Annotated in this window: 14 protein-coding genes; 9 read left to right on the forward strand and 5 right to left on the reverse strand. The window is 52.7% G+C overall.

Annotated elements, in window-relative coordinates:
* Positions 1 to 94: 94 nt before the first annotated feature.
* Both JN524_RS01055 and JN524_RS01060 read right to left on the reverse strand, forming a co-directional pair.
* Positions 95 to 586 carry an HNH endonuclease gene (locus JN524_RS01055; protein WP_202368159.1) on the reverse strand — a complete coding sequence of 164 codons (492 nt, stop codon included), beginning with the start codon at positions 584 to 586 and terminating at the stop codon, positions 95 to 97.
* Positions 587 to 1,059: 473 nt separating this feature from the next.
* Entirely contained in the window at positions 1,060 to 1,368 is a 309-nt protein-coding gene (locus tag JN524_RS01060; RefSeq protein ID WP_202368160.1) for a helix-turn-helix domain-containing protein, read from the reverse strand.
* A gap of 121 nt (positions 1,369 to 1,489) precedes the next feature.
* On the opposite strand from JN524_RS01060, the gene JN524_RS01065 reads away from it, so the two are divergent.
* Together JN524_RS01065 and JN524_RS27315 are read left to right on the forward strand one after the other, a co-directional pair.
* Complete coding sequence (locus tag JN524_RS01065; protein ID WP_202368161.1) at positions 1,490 to 2,008, forward strand: hypothetical protein; 519 nt, start codon at positions 1,490 to 1,492, stop codon at positions 2,006 to 2,008.
* A gap of 38 nt (positions 2,009 to 2,046) precedes the next feature.
* The gene (locus JN524_RS27315; protein WP_202368553.1) at positions 2,047 to 2,238 is read left to right on the forward strand and encodes an antitoxin Xre/MbcA/ParS toxin-binding domain-containing protein; all 192 of its coding nucleotides are present in this window, start codon (positions 2,047 to 2,049) and stop codon (positions 2,236 to 2,238) included.
* A 742-nt stretch (positions 2,239 to 2,980) separates the two neighbouring features.
* Here JN524_RS27315 and JN524_RS01075 read toward each other — a convergent pair.
* The gene (locus JN524_RS01075; RefSeq protein ID WP_237402898.1) at positions 2,981 to 3,187 is read right to left on the reverse strand and encodes a hypothetical protein; all 207 of its coding nucleotides are present in this window, start codon (positions 3,185 to 3,187) and stop codon (positions 2,981 to 2,983) included.
* A gap of 119 nt (positions 3,188 to 3,306) precedes the next feature.
* On the opposite strand from JN524_RS01075, the gene JN524_RS01080 reads away from it, so the two are divergent.
* From JN524_RS01080 to JN524_RS01090, 3 genes are all read left to right on the forward strand, one after another.
* Entirely contained in the window at positions 3,307 to 3,516 is a 210-nt protein-coding gene (locus JN524_RS01080; RefSeq protein WP_202368162.1) for a hypothetical protein, read from the forward strand.
* A 354-nt stretch (positions 3,517 to 3,870) separates the two neighbouring features.
* Entirely contained in the window at positions 3,871 to 4,215 is a 345-nt protein-coding gene (locus tag JN524_RS01085; protein WP_237402899.1) for a hypothetical protein, read from the forward strand.
* 170 nt (positions 4,216 to 4,385) lie between these two features.
* Positions 4,386 to 5,675 carry a hypothetical protein gene (locus JN524_RS01090; RefSeq protein WP_202368163.1) on the forward strand — a complete coding sequence of 430 codons (1,290 nt, stop codon included), beginning with the start codon at positions 4,386 to 4,388 and terminating at the stop codon, positions 5,673 to 5,675.
* 150 nt (positions 5,676 to 5,825) lie between these two features.
* Here the strand turns inward: JN524_RS01090 and JN524_RS01095 are convergent, their stop codons facing one another.
* The gene (locus tag JN524_RS01095) at positions 5,826 to 6,716 is read right to left on the reverse strand and encodes an alpha/beta fold hydrolase (protein ID WP_237402900.1); all 891 of its coding nucleotides are present in this window, start codon (positions 6,714 to 6,716) and stop codon (positions 5,826 to 5,828) included.
* Between the two features lie 930 nt (positions 6,717 to 7,646).
* On the opposite strand from JN524_RS01095, the gene JN524_RS01100 reads away from it, so the two are divergent.
* From JN524_RS01100 to JN524_RS01115, 4 genes are read left to right on the forward strand one after another with little or no spacing between them, the layout of a single operon-like run.
* The gene (locus tag JN524_RS01100) at positions 7,647 to 14,060 is read left to right on the forward strand and encodes a hypothetical protein (RefSeq protein ID WP_237402901.1); all 6,414 of its coding nucleotides are present in this window, start codon (positions 7,647 to 7,649) and stop codon (positions 14,058 to 14,060) included.
* A 2-nt stretch (positions 14,061 to 14,062) separates the two neighbouring features.
* Entirely contained in the window at positions 14,063 to 16,849 is a 2,787-nt protein-coding gene (locus JN524_RS01105) for a DISARM anti-phage system protein DrmE domain-containing protein (RefSeq protein ID WP_202368164.1), read from the forward strand.
* Positions 16,850 to 16,858: 9 nt separating this feature from the next.
* Positions 16,859 to 20,419, forward strand: a complete 3,561-nt coding sequence (locus JN524_RS01110) for a DEAD/DEAH box helicase (protein ID WP_237402902.1) — start codon at positions 16,859 to 16,861, stop codon at positions 20,417 to 20,419.
* Between the two features lie 10 nt (positions 20,420 to 20,429).
* The gene (locus JN524_RS01115) at positions 20,430 to 22,469 is read left to right on the forward strand and encodes a hypothetical protein (RefSeq protein ID WP_202368165.1); all 2,040 of its coding nucleotides are present in this window, start codon (positions 20,430 to 20,432) and stop codon (positions 22,467 to 22,469) included.
* Positions 22,470 to 22,626: 157 nt separating this feature from the next.
* On the opposite strand, the gene JN524_RS01120 is transcribed toward JN524_RS01115, so the two are convergent.
* Positions 22,627 to 22,992 (reverse strand): hypothetical protein, encoded by a 366-nt coding sequence (locus tag JN524_RS01120; protein ID WP_202368166.1) that lies wholly within the window; start codon positions 22,990 to 22,992, stop codon positions 22,627 to 22,629.
* Between the last annotated feature and the right edge of the window lie 164 nt (positions 22,993 to 23,156).

Here is a 23,156-nt window from a genome sequence, read left to right on the forward strand (position 1 = left end):
AAGAAGATTTGATGCCCACTATCTCCCTGGGATACGAATGGGTGCGTGCAGGGAAGAAGCTCAGCGCGGTTCTAGAGCCGCGCTGGGACTCCCATTATTTACCGGCCTTCCCCTGAACGTATTGGCGCAAAGCCTGCGTTAGATGCAGTGACTCCGATGTGTGAGCGAGTCTGTGGCAATTCGCGCATAGCAACGCTAAATCCTCCACATTGGTTTTTCCTTTATGGTCGACATGAGCCAGTGGGATCTGGTGATGGCATTCAATCACCCGAAAGCCATCCGTGCCGTATAGCGCGTAAAAATCAACGCCACACGCCTCACACTTAAGCTTTTTCGTTTGAAAAAAACGCTCGCTCTTCAGCCGCTGAGAAACACCTTTGGCTCGTTCACGCCGACGATGCTTGGTCATTTGCAGGGATCCTTCCGCATACTCCGGGGCAACCAAGCTTTCTCTTGCTTTCAGGAATTTGAAATGAAGCGCCACCACTTGATCTGATTGGACGGTTAAATGCGGTATATCGCCTTGGTTGTAAAAATCAAAGTTTTCCAGGACATGCACGAAAACCTTGGAGGAGACTTCATCCAAGGGCGCTCGTCTCCAATCATCTGAGCAAACTTTCTTTGCCGGCCCATGGCCGTCACACCGACTTGAATATGGGCAGGTGGACAAGCACTCCAAATCACTCGGCGTGTGCCATCCCTCCTGTCCAGGCATCAAAGAATCCAGGATGCGTTGATCCGCTTTAGTAAAGCTCACTGCCTCTTGTACCAGCATTCAGAAAACGCCTTAAATCAAGCGATGTGAATATTTTAGCTGGCTCGGCAATTGTATGAATGATCACCTATTGTCGTTGCCAGCCGCCCTCCGAAATCATGCGCCGATATCCAGATTCAGCCAAAACTCTTGCTAACACTTCCAGCACCGCTCGCGGAGGGAAGACCTGTGTCCGGCTTAAATTCACATGGCGTTCGTGACGACTCACCCGAAAACGAAGAAGAGTCGCCGTTGCTAATAACGCGGAGGTCATTTGGAAAGCTTGCCAATCCAACGGGTGAGCATCATTGACTGAAAGCGAGGCTCTCGGCCAAGTCGACCACCTTTTTTCGATCATCTTGCTTCAGGCCATGAAAGCATTGCAGCAAATGAGCTTCATCGTCGTTTGCACAATAAAAATACGCCACGGGTAGATCCAGCACCGTCGCAATCTGCTGAACGATGCCCTCGCCAGGCTGGTGAACACCTTTCTCATATTGATTCATCCGCGCGCTGGCTGATGCAGGTTCGATTCCAGCGTCTATCCCCAGTCGCTCCTGAGAGAATCCTCTTGCCTTGCGTGCCTCTTTTAAGCGCCTGCTGAACGTCGTCATTTCTCTCGCCGCAAAAGGGTAAGAGATTCTTAGATTCGCTTTGACGACATACTAAGTATTCCTTGGTATTCGATAGAAATATCCTTTTGCCATCACTCCAAACGAAAGGACAGAAATCAATATGAAGGAAATGCAAATCGTAGACGGCCGGCTTGATGAGAAATCACGCGGCTTCGGCGGCGACATGATCAGCTACCACTACTGGAAAATTGATGGCAAGAAGCACGAAAAGCTCGAAATTCCGGATGTCCTCGACGCTCACGTGAAGGCCGGTGATCGAATTCGAGCGACGTTCCAGCCAGGTAAAGACAGCGTCAACCGGATATGGGCCATTCAACTCGAAAACGAACCTGTCCGCTCAGTTGTCACGATCCCCTTCATTGCCGTCTCTCTGGGAAGGCTTAGCATCCTCCCTCTAGCGGTCGCCATCTTTACTATTTTTGTTGCGTATGGCTTCTGGCAAAACAGCACGCACCACGGAGGATTTCATGGCTCGACCTACCAGTTGTGCTGGATCGCGCTCAATCTGCTCATCAGCTATCGCTACATGATTAAGCCAATATTGATCATCAAACGCGGCATCAAGTCGTTTCGCGAATATTGCATCAAAGCCACAACATCAACCTCGACGGCCAGTTGAAACGACAGAACAACAACAGAATTCCGAGAGTCAAAAAAGTGAATCACGTTGAGCAGATCCGACGCCAAGCCGAGCAGACATTTGGCAACAAAGAGAAAGCCGATCATTGGCTAAATCAGCCCATGGTGGGGACTCATGAACGTTCACGGTTGCAAGCGGCTCACAGTGAGACGGGATACGAACTCGTGAATGCTGAACTTGAAAGGCTCAGGCATGGGTTCGCTTGCTGATGCGCCCCGCTCCCTTCACACGCCAGGCTTAGCATGATCACCTTTGATCTCAACAATAATGATTCCGAAGTGCTTCTGAGGCACGTCGAAGAATTCAAACCGAACTCTGGGGATTCGCGCGAAGACGCTCGATTGCGAGAGGCGTTGCTGGAATTGAAAGAGGCCTTGATCGCACATCTCATAGGCTCGGATGCCTAAACCACCTGGTTGCTTGTCGATGAAGTCAGGTCACAGCGCAATTGGCGCATCTTGAGCAGAGATGGGTAAGTGACGTCGAAGACGCATTGATGCTGGCTCCAGAAAACACTCCATGGCGGTCAGCCACCACAGTTACGCGGATAGCGTTACGGCGCGCTGTCATAAATTGTCGCAGCTCAGTCCTGCACGATGGTTGAAATCATGGCGTCATGTGGGTACTCCTAAGGCACCAGTTATCAGCAGGGACGTACCATGCATTCAAGATTCAGGGTCATCGAAACAACCAGACTGGGCGACGGCATCAAGCAATATCGGGTTGTAGATATGATCGAGGGAGGCTCCGCTAGTAAGCACGGTGTGTTCAAGGCCAGGATCGAGGCAGAGGTTGTCTGTTCACTCCTGAATGCCGAGCATCTTCGTCAGGATGTAGGTCGTACCTGCCTAAATCTTTGATCGACTCGTTTATGAGCGCCAAGCCCCGGATGATCTGTGGGACTGCTAATGCCTAACGCGCCGCCATGGATGCTCTCGCTGGAAATACGTTTCAAAGGTGCCGCTGGTTGAGGCGCTGACACTCATCCTCAACATCTACTCGAGCCTGATAGGTCGTCTTCAGACGCAGTTTCTCTTCGTTGTCGTAAATGTTGAAGCCTATGGGTGCGGTCTTGGGGTAGAAGCGATCTCCGTTGCGCACGGATAGCGTTTCCGTTGGGATTGCAGGAACAACGACAAATCTCGAAATCATCTTCATTCCTTCTCAAAATACCCCGTCACTATTCGCGGATATTCGCCATCGCAATTAGTGGGCGAAAGATTCCACAGCCAGACATTCAACGACTGCTACGCGGATCTCTTTCACGGAGGATCCCTATGCCCAACTCAGACCTTCTCCCTTCCCTACTGTTCAAAATTAACGAAAACCAGCTCGCCCTTGAAGCCGCCATCATGGAGCTCACGCTTTGGGTTGAGCAGCGCGGAGCCGGTGAGGTTGCCCAGAATGTACGGGGTGCACTGGGGGTCATAGATCGGAACGAAGAGTTCATAAAATTGACCCTCGCGGTGCTTATGGCGCCGGAGTAATGTGCGCGATTCTGGCAATCTGAAAACGTCGTTTGCAGCTAAGCTAGGTAGTCGGCAATCCGACCTGGTTTAAGGTGCGTGTAAGTAGCTACCTAACCGTGACATCCATCGCCCGGATGCGATTTCCCCCCTCCGCCCTACACTCATGGCCCGCGTCACTACGTTTTCAGATTGTTTCCATACATGCGCCCAATTTGACAGGCCTTTCATGTTGGAAGAAATTGAATGTGCTCCCGGCTCTACCTGCGACGCTGTGCCTTTTCAGCTCTGACTCTCATTAGGCCAATTATTTGTTTACTACCCACCAATGCTCAGTCGTTCACTGGGTGTGGGCTGTTCGATAGGACTTAAAAATTGCTGACCCGCCCAGATAAAGACGCGCTTCGTGCGATGCTCGAAGCTCAAATACAAGAAAAGCTGCAGCACGACCCCGATGCAGTAACAACCTATGCAACGAAGCCTGAGCCGGGACGGAAGCCGTACACGAGTAAACCAACGGTTCAGGATAAGGCCTTCCACAAGGAACTCGACCAGATGCGCGCTTACGCAGAAGCCGGAGTGGCTCATAAAACTGTGGTGAGTCAGGTGGAGGACGGTAAATCTGATCTCCTGCTGGATGATTACCCTGGTTTGAAGGAAGGAGGCTCTGCCTCGAGCCTTTCCACTCAAGTGGCCGAACAATTTATAACTGGAGAATGATCCATGCATGTATGACTCGGTACCTTCGAGACATGCCGGAACTTCATAATCGGGGGCGCGCTTTGGGTGTTGGTATGCGTGCGTAGTTCAATCCCATAATCGTCATAAGCCTTGAGCTAGGCTGATGTGATCGCTACTGAGTCTGCCAATCACCCTAAAGAAGCTCATGTATGGAAGACATTCTAAACACCGCAGCCACCACTGCTGACTCTTCCGAGGACACCATTACTCGGGAGTCTCTGTACGAACAGGCTTGGTCTACACCCATGACCAAAGTAGCAGAGCGGTATGGCGTTTCCTCCAGTTACCTAGCACGCATTTTTACCAACCTCAATATACCCCGCCCTCCGGTGGGATATTGGGCCCAAGTGGCTGTGGGGAAACGTAAAACACCGCCGGCACTTCCTGATCCCCAACCAGGTGCGCTCGTTGCCTGGAGCAGGAATGGAGCGCCCGAGCAAATCTCCCGATCTCTTTCAAAAGCCCCCGTAAAGAGTCGCGGAAAGCGGGTTGAACGTCTTGCACCAATTCCTCGTCGGCATCCGCTATTGATAGACATCGAGGAGCATTTTAAGAAAGCGCACGAAACAGATGAAGGTTACCTCCGTCCATCGAAACGCTCCATGGCAGACCTGATAGTAAGCCGCTCTGGAGTGAGCCATACCGTCGACTTTGCTAATCAGTTGTACTTGGCGCTGATGAAGAAGAGTCTTGCAGTCGCGCTATCTGATCCTACGACTCACATGGCACGTGAGTCCGTAGACCATCGGGAGAAAGCATCCAATAGGTATGTCCACCCTGCCCTTTGGAAGCCACACCGTCCAACGGTGACTTACGTCGGGGCGGTCGTATTTGGTCTCACCATCTATGAGATTAGTGAATACGTTCACGTGCAGCGGCCAGACAAGAGGTACATCCGACTGACGTCGCTGCCCGTGAGTAAACGACGCTCCGACTTTCCAGATGGATGGATGATGAGCGCCGATATGCCAACCGGCAGACTCTGTTTGCAGGCGTACTCCCCGTACTACGGTGTGGAGTGGGTTCAGCGCTGGATTGAAGACAAGCCTGGTGATTTGGTCGGCAAAATCCCGAGCATCATAAAGTCGCTGACCACCGAGGCTCCGACGCTGGCTGCCAAGGTTGAGATCCAACGAGCACGGAACGAGCAGGAACGACAGCGGCACAAGTTAGAGATGGAAGAGTGGAGACGTAAGGAAGAAGAAAAGCGCCGGCTCAAGGCGATCCAGGACAGCCGTGATCGACTCGAATCGGTTATTCAGACCTGGGTAAAAGTGAACAGCATTCGGAGCTTCTTCGACGACATCGCCCAAAAAGCGGAGCTTCTCGAATCAGGAGAGCGGCAAGCTGTGTTGGATCGCTTAGCCCAAGCGAAGGATCTAATCGGTGATTTTGACGCACTCAAGCATTTTGAGGGTTGGGATCCACCGAAATCCTAGGAGTTTCCATCGTGGTTAGTAGGCGGGAGTGTTGTATCGTTCGCGCGTGAAAAATCTTAGGAGATCTTTCCGTAGTCTTCGACATCCCTGAAGCGCGCTTGCACAACAGGGCAAATTCATTAGTAGGCAACAGCACTCATTGCTGTCGGATCACCGCAGGCGTGGCTTGAGGTTGCTGTGGGCGATCATCGGCGCAGGAACTTCATCGCTGTACCGCTGGCTGAGGAATTCGCGTATCAATTTTGCGGTTAGCCTGGCGCTGGTCACCACAAAAAAATGCCCCTCGCCCTTTAAGACGTGCAGTACGGAACGGCGGATGCTGCGGTGCAGGATTTGCGCGTTATACAGCCGTACCAGGGTGTCCCGATCGCCTGTGAGGATCATCGTGCGATGACGCAGACGAAACAGCCGCAGCAAGCTCGTCCAGCCGGCCAAGGCAGTGAGCTGGTGGTAATAGGCTCGTGGGTTGACGGTGAGCATGCCTTTCACCACACCGAAGCGCAGCAGGGTCTGTATTGAATTGCTGGGCACCTCTTGCTTGCTGGTTTTGGCTCTTTTGCTCCTGCCAAAAAAATCCACGATGTCGGCGGGCTTCACCAGCACCGCCGGGCCTGCTGAGGTCGCCGCGAGGATAAGCCGGCGCACCATGCCCGGGTAACGCAAGGTGAATTCTTGCGCCAATGCACCGCCCCAACTCACGCCGAATACATCGACTTGGTCGATTCCCAACTGATTGAGCATCTCGGCGATCACGTCGGCATGGCGCGGCAGGCGCATAGGCCAGCGGGGGATTTGCGATTTTCCGACTCCTGGCACGTCCAACGTGATGGTCGTGTAGTCCATAAGTTCATCGCGCAGGGAATCGAAGGTACGGATTAGACCACCCAGGCCATTGAGCAAGAGTAGTGGCGAGCCCTGACCACTGATTGAAACGTTCAACTGCAGGTCTCTGATGGTCAGTTTGCGTGTTGTCATCATTTTCCCTTGTTGCACGAACAGGACTACGACAAGACCACACTCACGTTGCGTGCTTGCGGCCAAACAAGCGCCCCATCAAGATCAGGATCAAGAAATAGTCTGCGCTGACTTCGGCTCCCAACACGTTCATCGGTGCCGGAACGCATATCGTCGGCAGTACGTCAGATACAACATACAAAGGTGGCCCAGCGAGGATCCGACTTGAACCTTGAACACAGTGTGGTGGCGCAACTACTAACCTTGTTCCAAAGCTGTGCATTCTAATATTCGGCAACCCACGATGGATCAGCTAACGTTTCGCAGACCACGACAACTGCTGCGTTACGCACGAGCCAATGGGCTGTGCCATTAAACCTGTAGGGAACGACTTTTCGGCCCACCTCTGACCTACTGGAGCCATCAAATGGAAAGCTGGGTACCCAAGAGGTCAGCTGCAATGGCGATGACTGCGCGCATTGGGTTATATACCGCTGCGGCGGGATCCGCGGACTACCCAGAGGTTAAAATTGGCCCGACATTCAGGATGAAGGTCATTTGGAACAGTCAAAAAATTTGCACCGATGGGTGTTTATTAGGGCTCCTCTTATCCCAAACGGACTCGCAGATTTTCGTGAATATCACAATGCTTATTTAGAACCTGCAGCGTTCGAGCATTATCGACCTCAAAGGCAGACTGAGTTCAGGGTGAACTTGATCCTCGGTAAGCCCCAGAATCGCGGAGTCTTGAATAGCTTTTCGTAGGCGAAAAGCAAATCCGCGCAGACGCAGCGTTTGTTAGGGAAAACTCACTTCACAGCCATTTGTTCGAATGAGTTTAACCCCCTAGCCTACTCAACTTCATTGTAGTAGCGTTACGCCATAAATTCCCGTTTCGAGCTCGTTGCGAGCCCTACCCTATTTTCCAATTTATCGTTCCCCGCGTGCATCTGCATCTATGCTTAATGAATGCCAACGGATCGCCCAAGCTATCACTAATAAAGATAAGGAAGTCATATGAGCAATCGTATCTATGCTATTGAAATTAATGACTTTCTTCTCGACCAGTTTTTAACTGACGGCCCTGGATTTCCCGATCACACAATGCTCAATCCCGAGACCGGCCTGCGGGATCCCCTGGTGCTCGAACGCATGCTCGGAATAACGCGTGCGATGCGCAGAGCCGATGCCGCAAAACATAAGTCTGGAATGCGAATGGTGGACTACCTGAAGTACGCGCCAGGCCGAATGCTGATGTTGATCAATGACCTTCATTCAACGCAGCAACGCATCAATAAGAAATCGAAGGCGGTGGAGGGTTTTCAAAGCTGGGAAATGCTGGTACTCAGGAAAATTGACATCGCATGGTTTGATCCCGCGAATACCGCGGCTCAACGATTTGAAGAGTTTTCGGTAGAAGATCGCAATGCTCTGGAGACGATGGCGGAGCCGAGATTGTCCTGGATGCAAGGGCTCAAGAAATGCAGCAGTGAAATCAAAGATTTCATGAGAAGCCGGTGGTATTACCCTCAGTTGGCCGGCATGGTCGGCCTTCTCTTGGATAGGCTCACTCAGTGGGACACCTTGGGCAATGATGACAGACAGGTTATCGCCGATGGCGTTTACGCGTGCGCTACTCCATTTGGTTCTCAATTATTAGGTTTATTTGTCACGCTTCAGCCGGAGCTGATGGGCTTCTACACGGAAATTCTAAAGGATGCCAAGGCATCCAGAGAGCAAGTGCCGGCGCAGGCGCCGGACGAAGAACTGGTGGTAGCGCCACTCTCCCCCTTGAGTCTTGATGACCTCTATAACGAGCTTTTTCAACTGGCCGAAAAAGCAAAGTCGGATTCTAACAATCTCCAATACGCCGAACAGATCGAATTGCTCATCACCGCTAACCTGCCCCGGCTCAAACAAGAGCATTCGTTAGGTGAGGACACGATCCGCAACATCTTGAGCGAGTGCATTGAGTTACTGGAAGGCATCGGCAGCAGCCTTGCCATTCCAGAATTTAGTGACAACGAGTTCTTGATCGCCTTCCGATCAGCCTGGTTTGTGTATTTCAACAACCGTCTGTTGGACGAGGTTCCTGAGACGCTGCTGACGGATTTGACAGTCGAACGCCAACTGGAATCGGAGGAGATCAATCAACGTCTACGAGCGGCCGAAGCGTATCGGAACTCGGTGGAGGTTGATCTGGACAACCTTAACAGCAGACTCGAAATTGCAAATTTTCGTGAAAAGAATGAATTGCGCAACTGCATCAGCCTAGCGGAAGAGTCGCGGGTAAGAGGCAGGAAGGAGCACCAGCAGGCGGAACAAGACGGATGCAATTTATTGTTGCCTCCTGGTCTGCTAATTGATTCGTTGCCCGAGGGACACGCTGTCGAGTTGACTCCCGCGTCGTATCATCCAACGGCCAAGGCTGCATTGGGTGCATGGGAGCGGCCATTGCAAAGCAATGAGGCGTTGGTCATTCACGCGCCGGTTGCGTGCCCGGGAGATGACGAAACAGCTTCAGTACCACAGGCCACGATAATTCCGGAGGCGAGCGAACCTGACATTGATGCTCCGTTGGATGATCAATTTGAACAGTTGGCAGTGAGCATCGCGAACGACCCGATGGAAGTTGTAGATGCGCCACAGTCGCAAGAACCACAAAGCTCCATCGATGATGACATTGCTAACGCTGACGCACTGCCGACCGAGGCAGTGGCGGATTCGCCGACAGAAGAGGGAGTAAACGTCTCCCAGTTCTTGAATACTCCTACAGAGTCCTGTGAAAGGCTCGATCTTTGTAAGCAGTCGATGAGTGCGATCCCGGCTATCGCTGTAGAAAACATAGCTCTGCTTTGGATTAAAGAGGGACACCTTCCCTTAGCGTGCAAAACGCTGGAAGTCGCCTCGCGAATGGGACTTACTGGTGAGTTGTTATCCCTTCCTTTGGTACAAGCTGCCTATCGGGGAGCGCATGTGTGGCGTGGGGATACCGCGACCGTCAGTCGCGTGCAGCAAAGCATGAATCAGCTCTCGTCGGAGGTGATTGAATCCTGGATATATCGACGCCCAGGCGGACGCGTGGTGCCCTACCTTGTGTTTAGTGCTGCGTTCCAACCGACACTGTTCTGCGGAAATCTGACGAACGCACCACGGCTTTTAGCCTCGGTTGCGACAAACTTTGATGGCCCCATTGCTCGTTTGATCGAGGAAGTGGTCGACTTTGCCAGTCATAACCTGCGCTTTGATCTGGATACTCTGCGAGATCAGCCGACCAGCAATGATAAGGAGGCTCGCGCGAAATTGTCGGCGCGAATTGTTGAGTGGCACGACCGCATCCAGAACAAACAGACCGGTTGGGCCCCGGCTCGTAAAGCCATGAAGGAGTGTTTAGAACACGAAGAATTCGCTCTTACCTATCGCAGCATCACGAAGGACGACTCATCGGCACTGGATGAGGTTCGGGCATTTGCCGACAAATACCGCGATCAGGAAGAACAAAGTCTCCTGATGCATGCTGAAATTCTGAAAGTGATGAACGAGAGCACGGCGGCGCCTCAGATTGAGGGCAATGCTCGTAACTGGTTCTTGCGCACGCTGGATGAAGTGGTATCCATTGCCGATCTTTGGATCGAGGGACATGCCCTCCAAGGCCAACGCAACAGTGAGCTCAGCAAATTCGCGCCACGTTTCTTGACGATGGTCGCTGCAGCGTTGAATCAAGTAACCGAACGTATTAATCGTACCGTCGACTTGGAACATTTGGCGGGACTGCAGATTGTTGAAAACGTATTGCGCCGAATTTCTCACACTGCTGAAAACCTCGACGAGGCCAACTGGGAAGGAGGTCGCATTACCGGCTGGCTGGCTTGGCCGGCAGAGTGGTTGGCCTCATTGGATGCCGATGAGGCCGATCATCAGATGGAGCTGCTGTGCTCTTTGCTTGAGCACGGGATGGATGATTTGGCCCTGGCAGAGCGAGCATTGGAACAGCGCAATTTTCGCCATGCGCTTCTGCTGACGCTTCATCATCAAGACAGCACCGGAATTTCGGCCGCCGAAAAGATCGAAGTGATCAAGCGTATGTTTTCCGAAGAGGTGTATCTGTGCAATAACCGCAGCGTCCACATGCGCGGACTTCTGGACAATGCCAACGTCGCCTCGCTGATTGACGATGAGCGTCATTATCAGTTGCGCGGTGAACTTGAACACCTTCAGGATCAACTGAAAAACCTGAAAATGCTGGACGACCTTTGTGAGATTCATCGTAGCCTGGATGAACTGGAATCGAGCATTACAGCGAAATTCACCCTCAAGAAAGAGGAGCTGCAGGCGTCATTGGATGCGCTGATCAACCAGGCCTTGATCGATCATGGCGTTGATTGGGTACCTTTGCATTGGCTGGAGCAAATTGATTCAGCGCTTGCCCAGCACGACACCACCGTCGCAGAGGAGATGCTGGAGCATTTGAAACACTCGCTGGAAACCGGAACCTCATTGGCTGACACCGTAGAGTCCAGCACTGAGCTGCTCAAACAATTTCTGAAACTCGAACCTCAGCTGTACGCGATTTTGAATGCAAACCCCAATCCACGAGAAGTCATTCGACACCTCGCAGGAGAAGGCATCGAGGGGCTTTCGTTGGATACCCTTCCGGGGTACTTCAAACGCGCAATTGAGGATCTGGTGGGTCTGCGTCGACGGCTCAAAGGGTTGGATAAGGCCACCTATGAAGAGCTTGTGCATGTGATGCATGCAATAGGTTTGGAGGCTGTAACGCCGACCTTCAACAATACGATGCCCCAGCGGACAGCCTTCTCAACGCACAACAAATTCTCCCATTTTGCGATGCCTGTAAAACGCCGAGACACCGGGCGCGGCATCGTTTTCTTCAATCAGAAATCAGAAGAACAAGCCGTCAATATTCTGATGGCCACGGGCGATTGGACGGTCGCTGAGCTAAGGGTATTGCTGAGCGAGCAAACCCAATTCTTGCATGACCGCACTATTCTGATTTCAGGGAAAGAACTATCCAACGACGAACGCAATGAGTTGGCATTCTTTTCCAAGCGAGAGAGGCACTCGCTACTCCACGTCGACCCTGTTCTACTCGCGATGCTTGCCGGACTCAACGTCCCGGAAACTGCACGACTCAAGACTTTCCTGCAGCTCAGCCTGCCGTGGACATTCTGTAATCCCTATACGGGCAACCAAATGCAGCCGGCGCCGCCGGAAATGCGATATGGCCGTCAAAACGACATCAAGATGCTCACCACAATGCGTAATGGTGCTGCGATGATTTTTGGCGGACGACAACTCGGCAAGACGACGTTGCTCAATGAAACGCAGCGGCGATTCCACAATCCCGATCAACGCCATCATGCCTATCTGCATCAGATGGATGGCAATCTGGATCGTGCCAATCTCTCTGGAGATGAGCTGGAAAAACACCGGAAGTATGTCTGGAAAACCATCTACAACGATGCAGTATCAAGCGGCTTGGTTAAAGAGGCTTATAACCTCGACACCGCGGCAATGGTGGCAGCGCTGCAGGACTATTTCCGTCGAGAAAACTCCGACGCCTTTATGATATGTCTCGATGAAATTGACCCGATCCTGGGTCTTGATGCGGCCAACGGTTTCCGTATTTTCAGGGAGCTGAGCGGCCTCGTTAACAATAGTAACGGCCGTTTCAAAGTGGTCATCGCCGGACTTGAAAACGTTCGTCGATTCGCAGATGCCCCAAACTATCCGCTCCACCAGCTTGGCAGTGCGATCCAGGTCTCTATCATGAGCCCGGTGGAGGCTCTGCAACTGATCCGTGAACCCCTTGGATACCTGGGTTATGAATTCGACACGCCGCTGCTGATGAATCGGATTCTGGTGGAAACGAACAGGCATCCTGGATTGATTCATATCGTCTGTCATGAGTTGATCCAGACCTTAAGTGCTCGTCACCAAAGCCGAATAGGCAGCCTTACGATCACGGCCGAGGATATTGAGCAAATTCGCAAAGACCCCGCGATTCGGCAATTGATCTGCGACCGTTTTGATATCACCCTCAATCTTGATCTGCGCTACAAACTGATCGCCTACAGTTTGATTGCACAGAGTACGAGTAGCTTTTCTCCAAGTCGTGCCAAAGCCATTGTTGAGGAATGGGCTCCAGAAATTTTCGAGCCTATGACTGAAGCGCAATTTGAGGCGTTCCTTGATGAGCTGTGTGGACTGGGCGTGTTGCAATACATGCGTCGTACCGAAGGCGGTAAGGAATACGCTCTGCGAAACGCCAACATTTTGAATTTGGTGGGCGGCCTGCAGAAGATCGAGGATAAGCTGCTCGGTGCACTTGATGCTATCAATGACAACGACCCGCTTTCCGCTCATGCCTTTCCTGAAAAGGCTGTTCGCCCCTCCCCTTTGACCCTGCGCGATGAAAAGCTGCTCATCAGTGAAGAGAAAAGCGATAGGGCAAATGTTGGCACTGTTCAAGCACGCTCCTCGAATTACTCGGTGGGCATCATCACCGGCTCTGAAGCTTTAGGGTTGAATCCTCTCTGGATGGTGGAATCGCTGCTGGCGATTGGGGAAGAAGAGCCTTCTATCAACAACAATCCTTATGGTCGTTATCATCCAGCGCATAAAAAGGATACGGAATTCAGTACCGCCGGCGATTTCAAAAAAATGCTCAATGAAAGCGTGATGGGCGTGCAGGCGCTCAACAAGCACATCATGTTGTTCATTGAATTGACTGGCGATCAACCGATCAGCAAGACCCTGGATTTGTTGGACATAGCCCATGAGGCACGTCTTAACACCAACACTAAACGTAACCGGGTTCGAGTGATTTTCCTCATGACGCCCCGAGCGCTTTGGCAATGGGAAACACACCCATTGCTGACCGCGGGCCGTGAGGCAATGCAGCCATTCGTTGCCTTGGATGTCTGGAAAAAGACTGCGCTAGCCCATCTTCTGAACAAGCTTGAGTTGGAGAACACCTCGACATCCGTCGACACCCTGGAGTCCTTCAGCCAAGGCTGGTACTTCTCCCTGGATAGATTGCTGGACGCCAAGAAAAAGAAACCTGACCAGGTGCGCATCAGCTCCTTCGGTCAAGCCTATTCCCCGTTGCTGCAGGCGAAACCGAAGAGCATGGATGAGTTTCTTGTTAAGGCGGGTGTCTCGGCGGTGGATTGGGCGCGCCCCGTACTTACAGCACTTTGCGAAGAGGTGAAGTTTGACGAGGACGATTTTGAGCTTCAGCTGATGGAGCACCATTCCCAGGTTAAACCTCAGGAAGCCCTTCGTTGGCTTTCCCGTCTACGTTTGATAGTGCCTGACAAGGTGATGGGCAAAAAAAGCTTTTATCGTGTAGCTGCCAGTATCAAGGCTGCACTTCTGGCTAAATCAGCTCAAGAAGTCAAAGTCTGATCATGGTTGAGACCATAACGAGTCACTCTGAGTGGATGACGGCGCTACAGAATGCTTGGGGGGCTGTACCTGCCGGCGACCTGCTGCTGCCCTCCTCGGGGGTCTGGGCTTCCCTTGGCTTGAATGCGCCGGACGTTGGCGAGGCTGCAAGCTTTGCTACAACAGGACGTGCGCTTAAATACGGACAATCGATGGCGGTCGCTTTACCTGTCATGGGGGGTGAGAGCGTCACCCGGCTGATGGTATACCTGCACCGAATCCGACTGGACGCACTACAAGGCGGGATTCGCGCTCCGTGGCTCAACTCAGAAAACGTAGAGCGACACCCAGATATCGTCTTCATCTCTCGGCCGCGCATGGGTTTTCAGGACATTTCGCGTGTAGCCGCTTTGCACGCGCGAGTCCTTCGGCCCGCAACGTTGAAAGAGCGCAAGAGTGCACATACCTCCCAAACGTTGGTAGTGGATGGCTCCGTGGATTTGATGGAGCTGACTGACCTCATCGCTAAGGGCAGCCGCCCTTTTGTCCTTGTGGTGGATGGTAGCCGAGGTGGTAACGATAATAGCTGGGCCTTAGATAGCGCACTTGAAGAGTGCTTTCCGCAAACGCCCCGAATAGTTTTACTGTCGCTGGGCGATAACGAATCCCTCTCTAAAATGCGCTTGAACAGGACTCGCACCCACCTGTGGGTCATGCGTCTGGCAGACAAGGCGGCGCTCAATTCACCGATCAGCACGGAGTTTGGTTTCCAGCAGGCGCTGATCGGTGACGCAGCGGCGAATAGTGTTCTTGAGGGTCTTGCCTACAGTTTTTTCCAGCTGCGCAGAGAGCTTCATCGGTCGAAGGATCCCGTTTTAAAGGAACGTTTAGCCATTATCGGAAAAGTCTTTCGTGGCTTGAACGAATTGTCCGTTCCTCTTGCGCGACTGGAGAGCAGCTTGCAAGCAGCGACACGCCCGGGGCTATTTCCCGTCCGATGCTTGGAGCGCTGGCTCCAGGTCGCGGAAAAAGGGAGCTGTCAGTACGGTGAAACCGAGACCGACTCACGCTACTTGATCAAACGCGTGTCTGAGTTCCACAGCCTTATGTTGTCCGCGGTATCAGGGAAAGCCACCTGGTTGCACCAACATTTGCAAAATGCTCGCGCAACGCTGGTGAAAACGCTGGTCTTGTGTGGAAGCCCACATGAGGTCGGCGCCCTGGCTGGCTGGCTCGACGACACGCTGGATACGCAGTGGAATGAGACGATACAACTGGCAGCTATGGATGGCGTGAAGGCCTTCAGGCAGTACCGCGGTGTGATTGATGAAGTCGTCATAACTGGCATGCTCTGGCCCAGCCGACAGCATTGGCTCGCTACTCCCTGCAGAAAGCTGACGATCCCGGTGTACGCCTACGAGGTCGATCAGATGCAGCGCCTACTTCATCATTGGTGGCAGGAGCATGGAGCCGCTAGTCGTTCCGACGGTGACAAGCTTATTCACTGGCAATTGGATTGGGGCGACACATGTTGCGAAGACAGCGATACGATCGGTCAACCGCTGATACTCAGCAACATTGACTGTCCGAATCACGGCGAGTACCCGCCTCGTACTCATCACGCCTTCGTTCCATTGAATGTGGAAGCAGCAGATAACTGGCTTGAGCTCTTGCTAGAGGAACCTGCGGAGCCCATTCCCGACATCCAGGGTGGTGAAGCCTCGAGCGTCGATCTTGTCTGGATCACCACCTTACAGTCCGATACTCCATTGCCATGGGTTAAGTCTCGTCCGGTGTTGGTGCTTAAGGATGATGACATCCACCCTACTCGCCCCGAGCACCTGGAAGAAGGTGACCAGATCATCCTCCTCAAGTACACGGACGAACGTGTGGCAACACAGGAAAAACTGTTCGAGATGGTGGCGGTCTCTGAGGGCATACAACAGTTCATTCGTGCTGCTGCGCGTTGGACGTCTATGGTCGATACGGTGTCAGCTCGTTACAAGCCTGCTCAAGTACAACTCCATCTGAAGAAAGAGAACGTTAACGTCAGCGATGCCACGGTCTCGAACTGGTACAGACACAATGTGTACGGCCCACGTGATCGCGCAGCGGTTCTGGTATTCGCGCGGTTGGCTGGATTGAAGCAGCCGGAATCAACCGCAGCTTTTGTCGCGAATGCTATCGAGCAATTGCGTAGCGTTCACCAACAGGTGGGCAGGCAGCTGCGCAAGGCGCTTTTGGAGCGAAGTAAAGGAGCCACTACAGTCTCCATTGGCCAGCTGACCATGGACGGACACGCGTTTGACGACATGATTGAAATCTCAACGGTGAGATCTGTTCGGTTGCCTACAACGCAGATCGTCGCGGCTAAAGAGGAAGGCTTGGCCGACGTCCTGGATTGCATAATCAGGCAGCATCCAGAGCGCATTCATTTGACCATACCTGCGCTCAAATCCATGCGCGACTCGGTCTACCGCGACACGGACAAGTTTCGGGCTTGCTTGTTATTGATGGCCACCAAGCTCTATGACCACTATAGGAACAGAGATGCCCGTTTGCACGATGTCCTTGAATACTTCAAGCGGGAGAGCATTGAGTTTCAGCCCAGGATGTCCAGCGTGACCATGGGGCAATTTTCCGATCATCGAAAGTACAAAGGAAGACCTGCCGATCTCAATAGACATTTTTGCTTGGGCAACGCTCGCGACCCCGCTCGTACCTTGCGCATTCATTTCGACTGGGATGAAGAAGACAAGCTGCTCGTGATCCATCACGCCGGTAAGCATCTGGAAACTACACAATCATAAGGACGATCCATGGCACTCAATTATCGTGAGGAAATGGGGCTGACCGCTGCATTTCTCAAAGAGATGCGCCTGCGCCTGAGCGACAAGGACACTGATGTCCTCCCCCCAGATGGCAAACTGTATGATGGTGTCGAACCCAACCGGCTAAGCCTCGTAGGCTGTCTTGGCCCCGCTCCTGATATTGCATATACCGGCCCGCAACCGCCCAATTCAGTAGGCATTGTTTTGCTGGTTTCCCCTGGCAGTAATGGTGTCATCCAATGTGAGCTGGATGGGCAGTTCGACGTAGTGCACCGGTATATCCCAGATTTGAAAAGCATGGCTCGCGACCTTGTATTGGACTCCGCGGCCCCGCGTCGAAGCCAAATCATCTCCATGGCGTTCAAGCGTTACACCGTGTGTTTTTCCTCCATCGACCTTAATTTTGATCCGGGCAAACCCAACGAGTGGGTGTCTGCAAAGGCATTTCTGGCTGCCACATTACGCAGTGAAGAGCATCGCTGGCTGGATGATCCGCGGGTCATGAGACGCTGTCGTTTGAATCCAAATGGCGGCGCAAAATTCAATTTCGACTGGAGCGAGGCTGCGTTAGGCGATCAACAGGGCTTAAACCGCGCGGTTTATGACCAAATTATCTGCGAGCCCGGTGAAGTGCTGAATTATCAGATCAACCTTCGTGGTCGTCTGCGTCCGGCGCCGGCAGCATTCGCCGAGCAATCAGAGGGACGCTTTCTACTGGAGCTGTTTCTGGAAAATCAGACCACCACAGCGGATGCACGCGCCTTTGGTGTTGAGTTTCCCTACTTACTCGATGTTCGACTGGGTATGAGGTTGTTGGCAGGAACGAACCACAAAGTCCCCCATCGTTTGCAGCCAGAGGATTATCGATATCGCGACGACGATGGGTTACCAGGTTATGGCATCAACTGCGCCGTCACTCAGACCGATGATTCACGATTCATGACCGACGGAATGCCTACCTCGGCACAAGCGCGTGTCGATGCGCCTTCGCCTGAGGAGGTCGGAATGGCATTCGCTCCAAACTATGACTTGCTCGCGCGTGATCCATTGCTTGTGTGCGAAAGCTTTCTGTCAGCACAAGAACATTACCTTGGTCTCTGGGCAGAACGCATCCATGGTTTGGAATCTACCGGGCTCATGGCAGATCGTGATGTTGCTATCGCTGACCGTGAAAGTTTCAGAAATGAAATTAGCCGGATTCGCGACGGCGTTGAACTGCTACGAAATCACGACGACCTGCGTCAGTGCTTTCAATGGATGAACGAGGCGATGGCCAGTGCTATTAAAATGCAGGGCAAGAAATTCACTGGCTGGCATTTGTTTCAACTGGGCTTCATTCTCACCCAGATACGGTCAATCTATGAGCGTCATGCCTCGCTATCTGATTTGCGAGGAAGCATGGAGACAGCGGACGTCCTATGGTTTGCTACCGGCGGCGGGAAGACCGAGGCATATCTAGGCATCATCAGCATGGCCATGCTGTTCGCACGGATGAAGGGGCGCGGCCATGGCACCACTGCCTGGATGCGATTTCCGTTGCGGATGTTGTCGGTTCAGCAGTTTCAACGACTGTCTTATGTGCTCGCGCACACTAACAAAATCCGTCAGCGCGAGCGCTTGGGCGGCTGGCCTTTTACTATTGGTTACTACACTGGCGACGGCACGCCCAATCGCATCAGCAGCACCTTTGGGGATGACATACACACGGGCTTTTTGCCTGCGATCAGCGACGATCGTCTCAAAGCTTACCAGTTCATCAGCGACTGCCCCTACTGCGGCACCATCGGATCTATTGGCATTGAAAAAGACCTCGGGCGAGCACGGATCAAGCATGTGTGCAGCAATCAGGAGTGCTGGTCAAACGTCAACGCTGACCCTGGTGTCCATGGCGAAGGGATACGCGGCGAAATTGGAATCTATATCTCCGATGAAGAATGTTATCGCTATCTGCCCTCTGTGCTCGTTGGAACAGTCGACAAGCTCGCGGTCATTGGGCACAACAAACGCTTCGTGAATTACTTTGGCGGTGCTCGTTTCTATTGTCCGGATCACGGGTTCTCACAGACGTCCAAGTGCGAACATCGTCGTATCGTGAAGAAGAATGAGGCATGGGAAACCGTGCAATGTGGCAACAACACCCGAACAAGTGAGCTGAAAGTCGTGACAGTGGCACCCATGTCAGACCCTGGATTTGCTTTGCTTGTCCAAGATGAGCTTCATTTACTTCGGGAGTCACTGGGGAATTTTGACGCCCATTACGAAACACTGTTGAGCAACCTGCAGGTCAGTCACAAGGGGCGCGCGCCCAAGGTACTGGCAGCCACAGCTACCATCAAGGACTTCGAAGACCATATCCACCACTTGTATATGCAGCATGCTGTTCGCTTCCCTGCACCAGGTGTGAGTCAAGGAGAATCCTTTTACTCCCGTAAAGCCAAAGATCACGAAACTGAAACCGCACTGATTCGTCGCTGGTTTGCCGGCATCCTTCCTATTGGTCGGGGTCGAATCGCGATGCAAGCGGTCGCCGAGATTAGCTCGCGTTTTCTCGACCAAGTTGATCAATGGCGAACCAGGCTCGCGAGCGCGGATGACCTGCTGCTAAGCCAGCTAGGGTTTGCGACGACGCGAGCCAGCGATGCATTGCAGTACATCGAAAAAAATCTGAACACTGACCTGGTGTATGCAAACAGTAAACGCAATATCACCGAAATCCTGCGTTACATGGAAGAGGTCAACAATAAGACGGGAGCGGAGCGCAACGCCCGCCTGCTGGACGGAGAAACTCGCCTGGACATGATCCTCGATGCGATTCGGCATGTGGAAACCAAATCCCCCGACGACACGTGCCGTCACGTCATTGCCACCAGTGTCGTTTCGCACGGGGTCGACATCGCCGAGTTGAATTTTATGATCATGGCCGGTTGGCCGAAATCCACTGCGGAATACATCCAGGCTTCGGCCCGCAGCGGACGCGTGCACCCGGGCATCGTGTTTTGCGTGTTGTCCTCTCACCAACTGTTTGAATCAGGTGTATTCATGAACTTTGGGGATTACCACACATTTCTCGACCGGCTTGTCGATTCGGTGCCGATCAACAGGTTTGCCCCCAATATTCTCGAACGCACCCTGCCCGGGATCCTGTCGTCGGTCTTGCTTAACTGGGCACCCCAACAGTCATGGGGTAGCGAGTTGAATAACAAGGTTACGCGTCTGGTGGCCCTGCTGCGCTCCACCGACGGAAAAATGGCAACCAGCGCCATCAAGACGACGGTGATCAATTCGCTACGAATTCCTGCTGCAATGCAGGCGAAATTCGACCAACGCGTCATTGCGGGATTTAACTCTTCACTGGAAGAGCGCGTAGATAACGCCTTTTTCGAATTACAGAACTGGCCAGGAAGCAAAAATGATCAAACACTGAGTGATGCACTCGGTGATATTTTTGGCTATGCACCCTTCCGCTCATTTCGCGATATTGAAAATCAGATCTTGATCAAACCGGTCAATGAGTTGGCCGACAAAGTTCTTATGGCGCTGGCCAGGTAAGGGGTGGCACATGGATAAGGAATATGTGAGTCGAAGCCGTCTCTTCAGGGAGTCATTTCTACCGGGCGCTTACACGCGTCTGCGAAATCAAGCCTATGGCCGTGTAGTGGGCGTTGTGAGCAGCGGCTCCGCACTGGATGGCGTGGACAAAGAGCAGCTACGGGATGCAGTGCTGAGTTTTGTAAATGACTGGATCAGTTCGGGTGGCGCGGTTGATCCCACCTTTCTGACAGCCGCTGAAAAGAAGCGACTCGAAATTCAGTCTCCATCGGAAATATCGGTGACGCCCGCTCCGCTGATGCTCAGCTGCAAAAAGTGCAAGGTGATCGATTTTTACGATCCCCGGTGGCCGGAAGATCAAACGCTTTCCAGTATGGCAGGTCGTATTCATCAGCGGGCTGGACGCAGCTACGTCCAATGTAAGCGTCGGGAATGTCCTGGAGAAATGATCCAGATTCCTTATTTGGCGGTGCACCGCTGTGGCTATGCCAGCCCAATCTACGTCCATCATTCTGCCCGACGCTCCAAAAACATCGGATACCGAGATGCTGGTTCGTTTATCCATTCATCCTTCTTTGATGTCGACACCAATGAGAAGCTCGCAGGATCGCTGCAGGACAACTGCACCGCCTGCCAGGATCGGTTTCAGCAGGAGATCAACAAGCGGGGAACCCCTCTCACCAGCGGGGAATCCTTTTACGCACAAAGCACACAGTACATCGCATTAAGCGAGGAACGCGGCAAGCTCATTGCCAAGCTGCTGCAGTGCTTACAAGGAGTTCAGGGTGCCCCGGGTGGGCAAGCGCAGGACATCGCCCAGGGAATTGCATTGGCTTTGCTGCACAAATTGCCAGGACGCGAACTCGAGCAGAAAATTACGCTGCTGCTGTCTGCTAGCGGGGGGAATTCCGCGGAACAGGCTGCGTTGCGGGCGACGCTTGCCAAAAAACTTGAGAGTATTTCCAAGTTCGCCGAGCTCGCCAAAACGAATGAATCCATCGCGGATCTGCTGGACTCTGCAGAAAAAGAGGTGGCCGCAATTGAAGCCCGGTTGGCGAGTTCATCAGGGTGCTTTCGGGCAGCGCACGATCTCATTCCTGATGAAGCCACGCTGATGAATTTGATCCAACATCGTCGCTGTCTGGAAGCCGTTTTTCTGCCCCACGACGTTAATGGGATCTCGATTGAGAACGAGATTTTGGGGACTACTGATACCTCGCACCGGGACGTGTTGATTGATCAATGGGAGAACGTCAAGAGTCGATACGGAATTGAGTCGATCTCTCACATTCCGGATTTGCGCGTGGTACTGGCGACGCTGGGATACTCGCGTGAGAAGAGCAGTCCTTCGGTGACCGAAAATGTTCCTCAAGTGGTGCTCAATGCCTTCGCCGATCGAGTAGACGAAGCCTTGAAGGGAAAAACCTCGGTGTATGCGATGTCCGCCAAGACAGAAGCACTGTGGATTCGACTGGATCCTTGCAAGGTTTTGCGATGGTGCATTGAATCGGCCCATCTCGAATCACCTGGCGAAGATGTGCTTGCTGACAGATCCAAAAGTCATGGTTATCTCTTGAGTCACTATCCCGCACTGTCCATGCACCCCGGCATGGTCACCAAAGCAATTTCAACGGAACACCCGGCTGAGGGAGCGCCGTTCCACTTGCTGCATTCAATCAGCCATTCGCTGATGCTCACAGCCCGTCGTCATACAGGCTATGACTCGAAGAGTATTCAGGAATACCTCTTACCGATGGACTTGTCGGTGATCCTCTACGTGTCGTCGATCCAGAACTATACGGCGGGTGGTTTACTGACCCTTTTCCAGCATTACCTCCAGCCTTGGTTCGACGACGCCAGTATGTTCGCCTTCAACTGTGCCTTTGATCCCGTGTGTACAGATGTCGGTAGTTCATGCAGTGGTTGCGTGCAGGTTGAGATCGGATGCGAAACGTTCAATCAGGGGTTGTCGCGTGGCTACATTCACGGGGGAGCGGTAAACCGGGACGCGACGCTTGTCATTCAGAAGGGGTACTGGGACGCCCCATGAGGGCGTTTCAAACGAGATCAAGCGCAGCGCAGGGCGATGCAAGCATTAGAGTCGCTGGTTGCCAGCGATTCATAGCTTTATCGATCACCTAAGCTGCGCTTTATCCTCAGGAGCGACATTGAGAGAGAAATTGAATTCAAGCTTGGGCGGGATTACTTCAATTGCCGATAGCCTCATCCAGCAAAACACCCTTGAACTGATTGCTCAACACACATCCTGGAATATCTTTCGATGCTTTAACCAGATCATCCGACGTGCCGCCAGCGATGTGCAGTTTGGCTAGAGTGAATGTCGAATCCTCCCTAAGGATCCACGCAAGCCTTCTGAGATTAAGGTCATCGTCTTTATGCATACCGTGTCGGAAAGGGATCCACTGATTACGGATGGCTACGCCGTCGAGGGGCGTATCTTTGCAGGCCTGCTCGAATTCTTTGCCGAATTGGCTGGTGGCTTGAAGGGATTCAAGTTGCATTTGCGGTGCGTTTAGCCAATGTTCAATGACTACGGCGACTCGAGTATGCATATTTTTTCCTTAAATTTCAGTGAACTGCACTCTACCGCTAAATAATCTAACAGATATCTCACTCAATCAACGAAAGCAGGTGACTGGTTATCCTGACTTTCACTGGGCGCTGCGAGGCCGCTCAACATGACGATGCAAGCACACACGTGCTACGACGACGGCTC

This window comes from Pseudomonas sp. MWU318 (assembly GCF_016756945.1).
Lineage (GTDB): Bacteria > Pseudomonadota > Gammaproteobacteria > Pseudomonadales > Pseudomonadaceae > Aquipseudomonas > Aquipseudomonas putida_A.

Excerpts from the sequence above, each read along its gene's own strand:
- JN524_RS01060 (WP_202368160.1), bottom strand. The coding sequence starts at position 1,368 with ATGACGACGTTCAGCAGGCGCTTAAAAGAGGCACGCAAGGCAAGAGGA.
- JN524_RS01065 (WP_202368161.1), top strand. The coding sequence starts at position 1,490 with ATGAAGGAAATGCAAATCGTAGACGGCCGGCTTGATGAGAAATCACGC.
- JN524_RS01080 (WP_202368162.1), top strand. The coding sequence starts at position 3,307 with ATGCCCAACTCAGACCTTCTCCCTTCCCTACTGTTCAAAATTAACGAA.
- JN524_RS01100 (WP_237402901.1), top strand. The coding sequence starts at position 7,647 with ATGAGCAATCGTATCTATGCTATTGAAATTAATGACTTTCTTCTCGAC.
- JN524_RS01115 (WP_202368165.1), top strand. The coding sequence starts at position 20,430 with ATGGATAAGGAATATGTGAGTCGAAGCCGTCTCTTCAGGGAGTCATTT.
- JN524_RS01075 (WP_237402898.1), bottom strand. The coding sequence starts at position 3,187 with ATGAAGATGATTTCGAGATTTGTCGTTGTTCCTGCAATCCCAACGGAA.
- JN524_RS01105 (WP_202368164.1), top strand. The coding sequence starts at position 14,063 with ATGGTTGAGACCATAACGAGTCACTCTGAGTGGATGACGGCGCTACAG.
- JN524_RS01120 (WP_202368166.1), bottom strand. The coding sequence starts at position 22,992 with ATGCATACTCGAGTCGCCGTAGTCATTGAACATTGGCTAAACGCACCG.
- JN524_RS01090 (WP_202368163.1), top strand. The coding sequence starts at position 4,386 with ATGGAAGACATTCTAAACACCGCAGCCACCACTGCTGACTCTTCCGAG.
- JN524_RS01110 (WP_237402902.1), top strand. The coding sequence starts at position 16,859 with ATGGCACTCAATTATCGTGAGGAAATGGGGCTGACCGCTGCATTTCTC.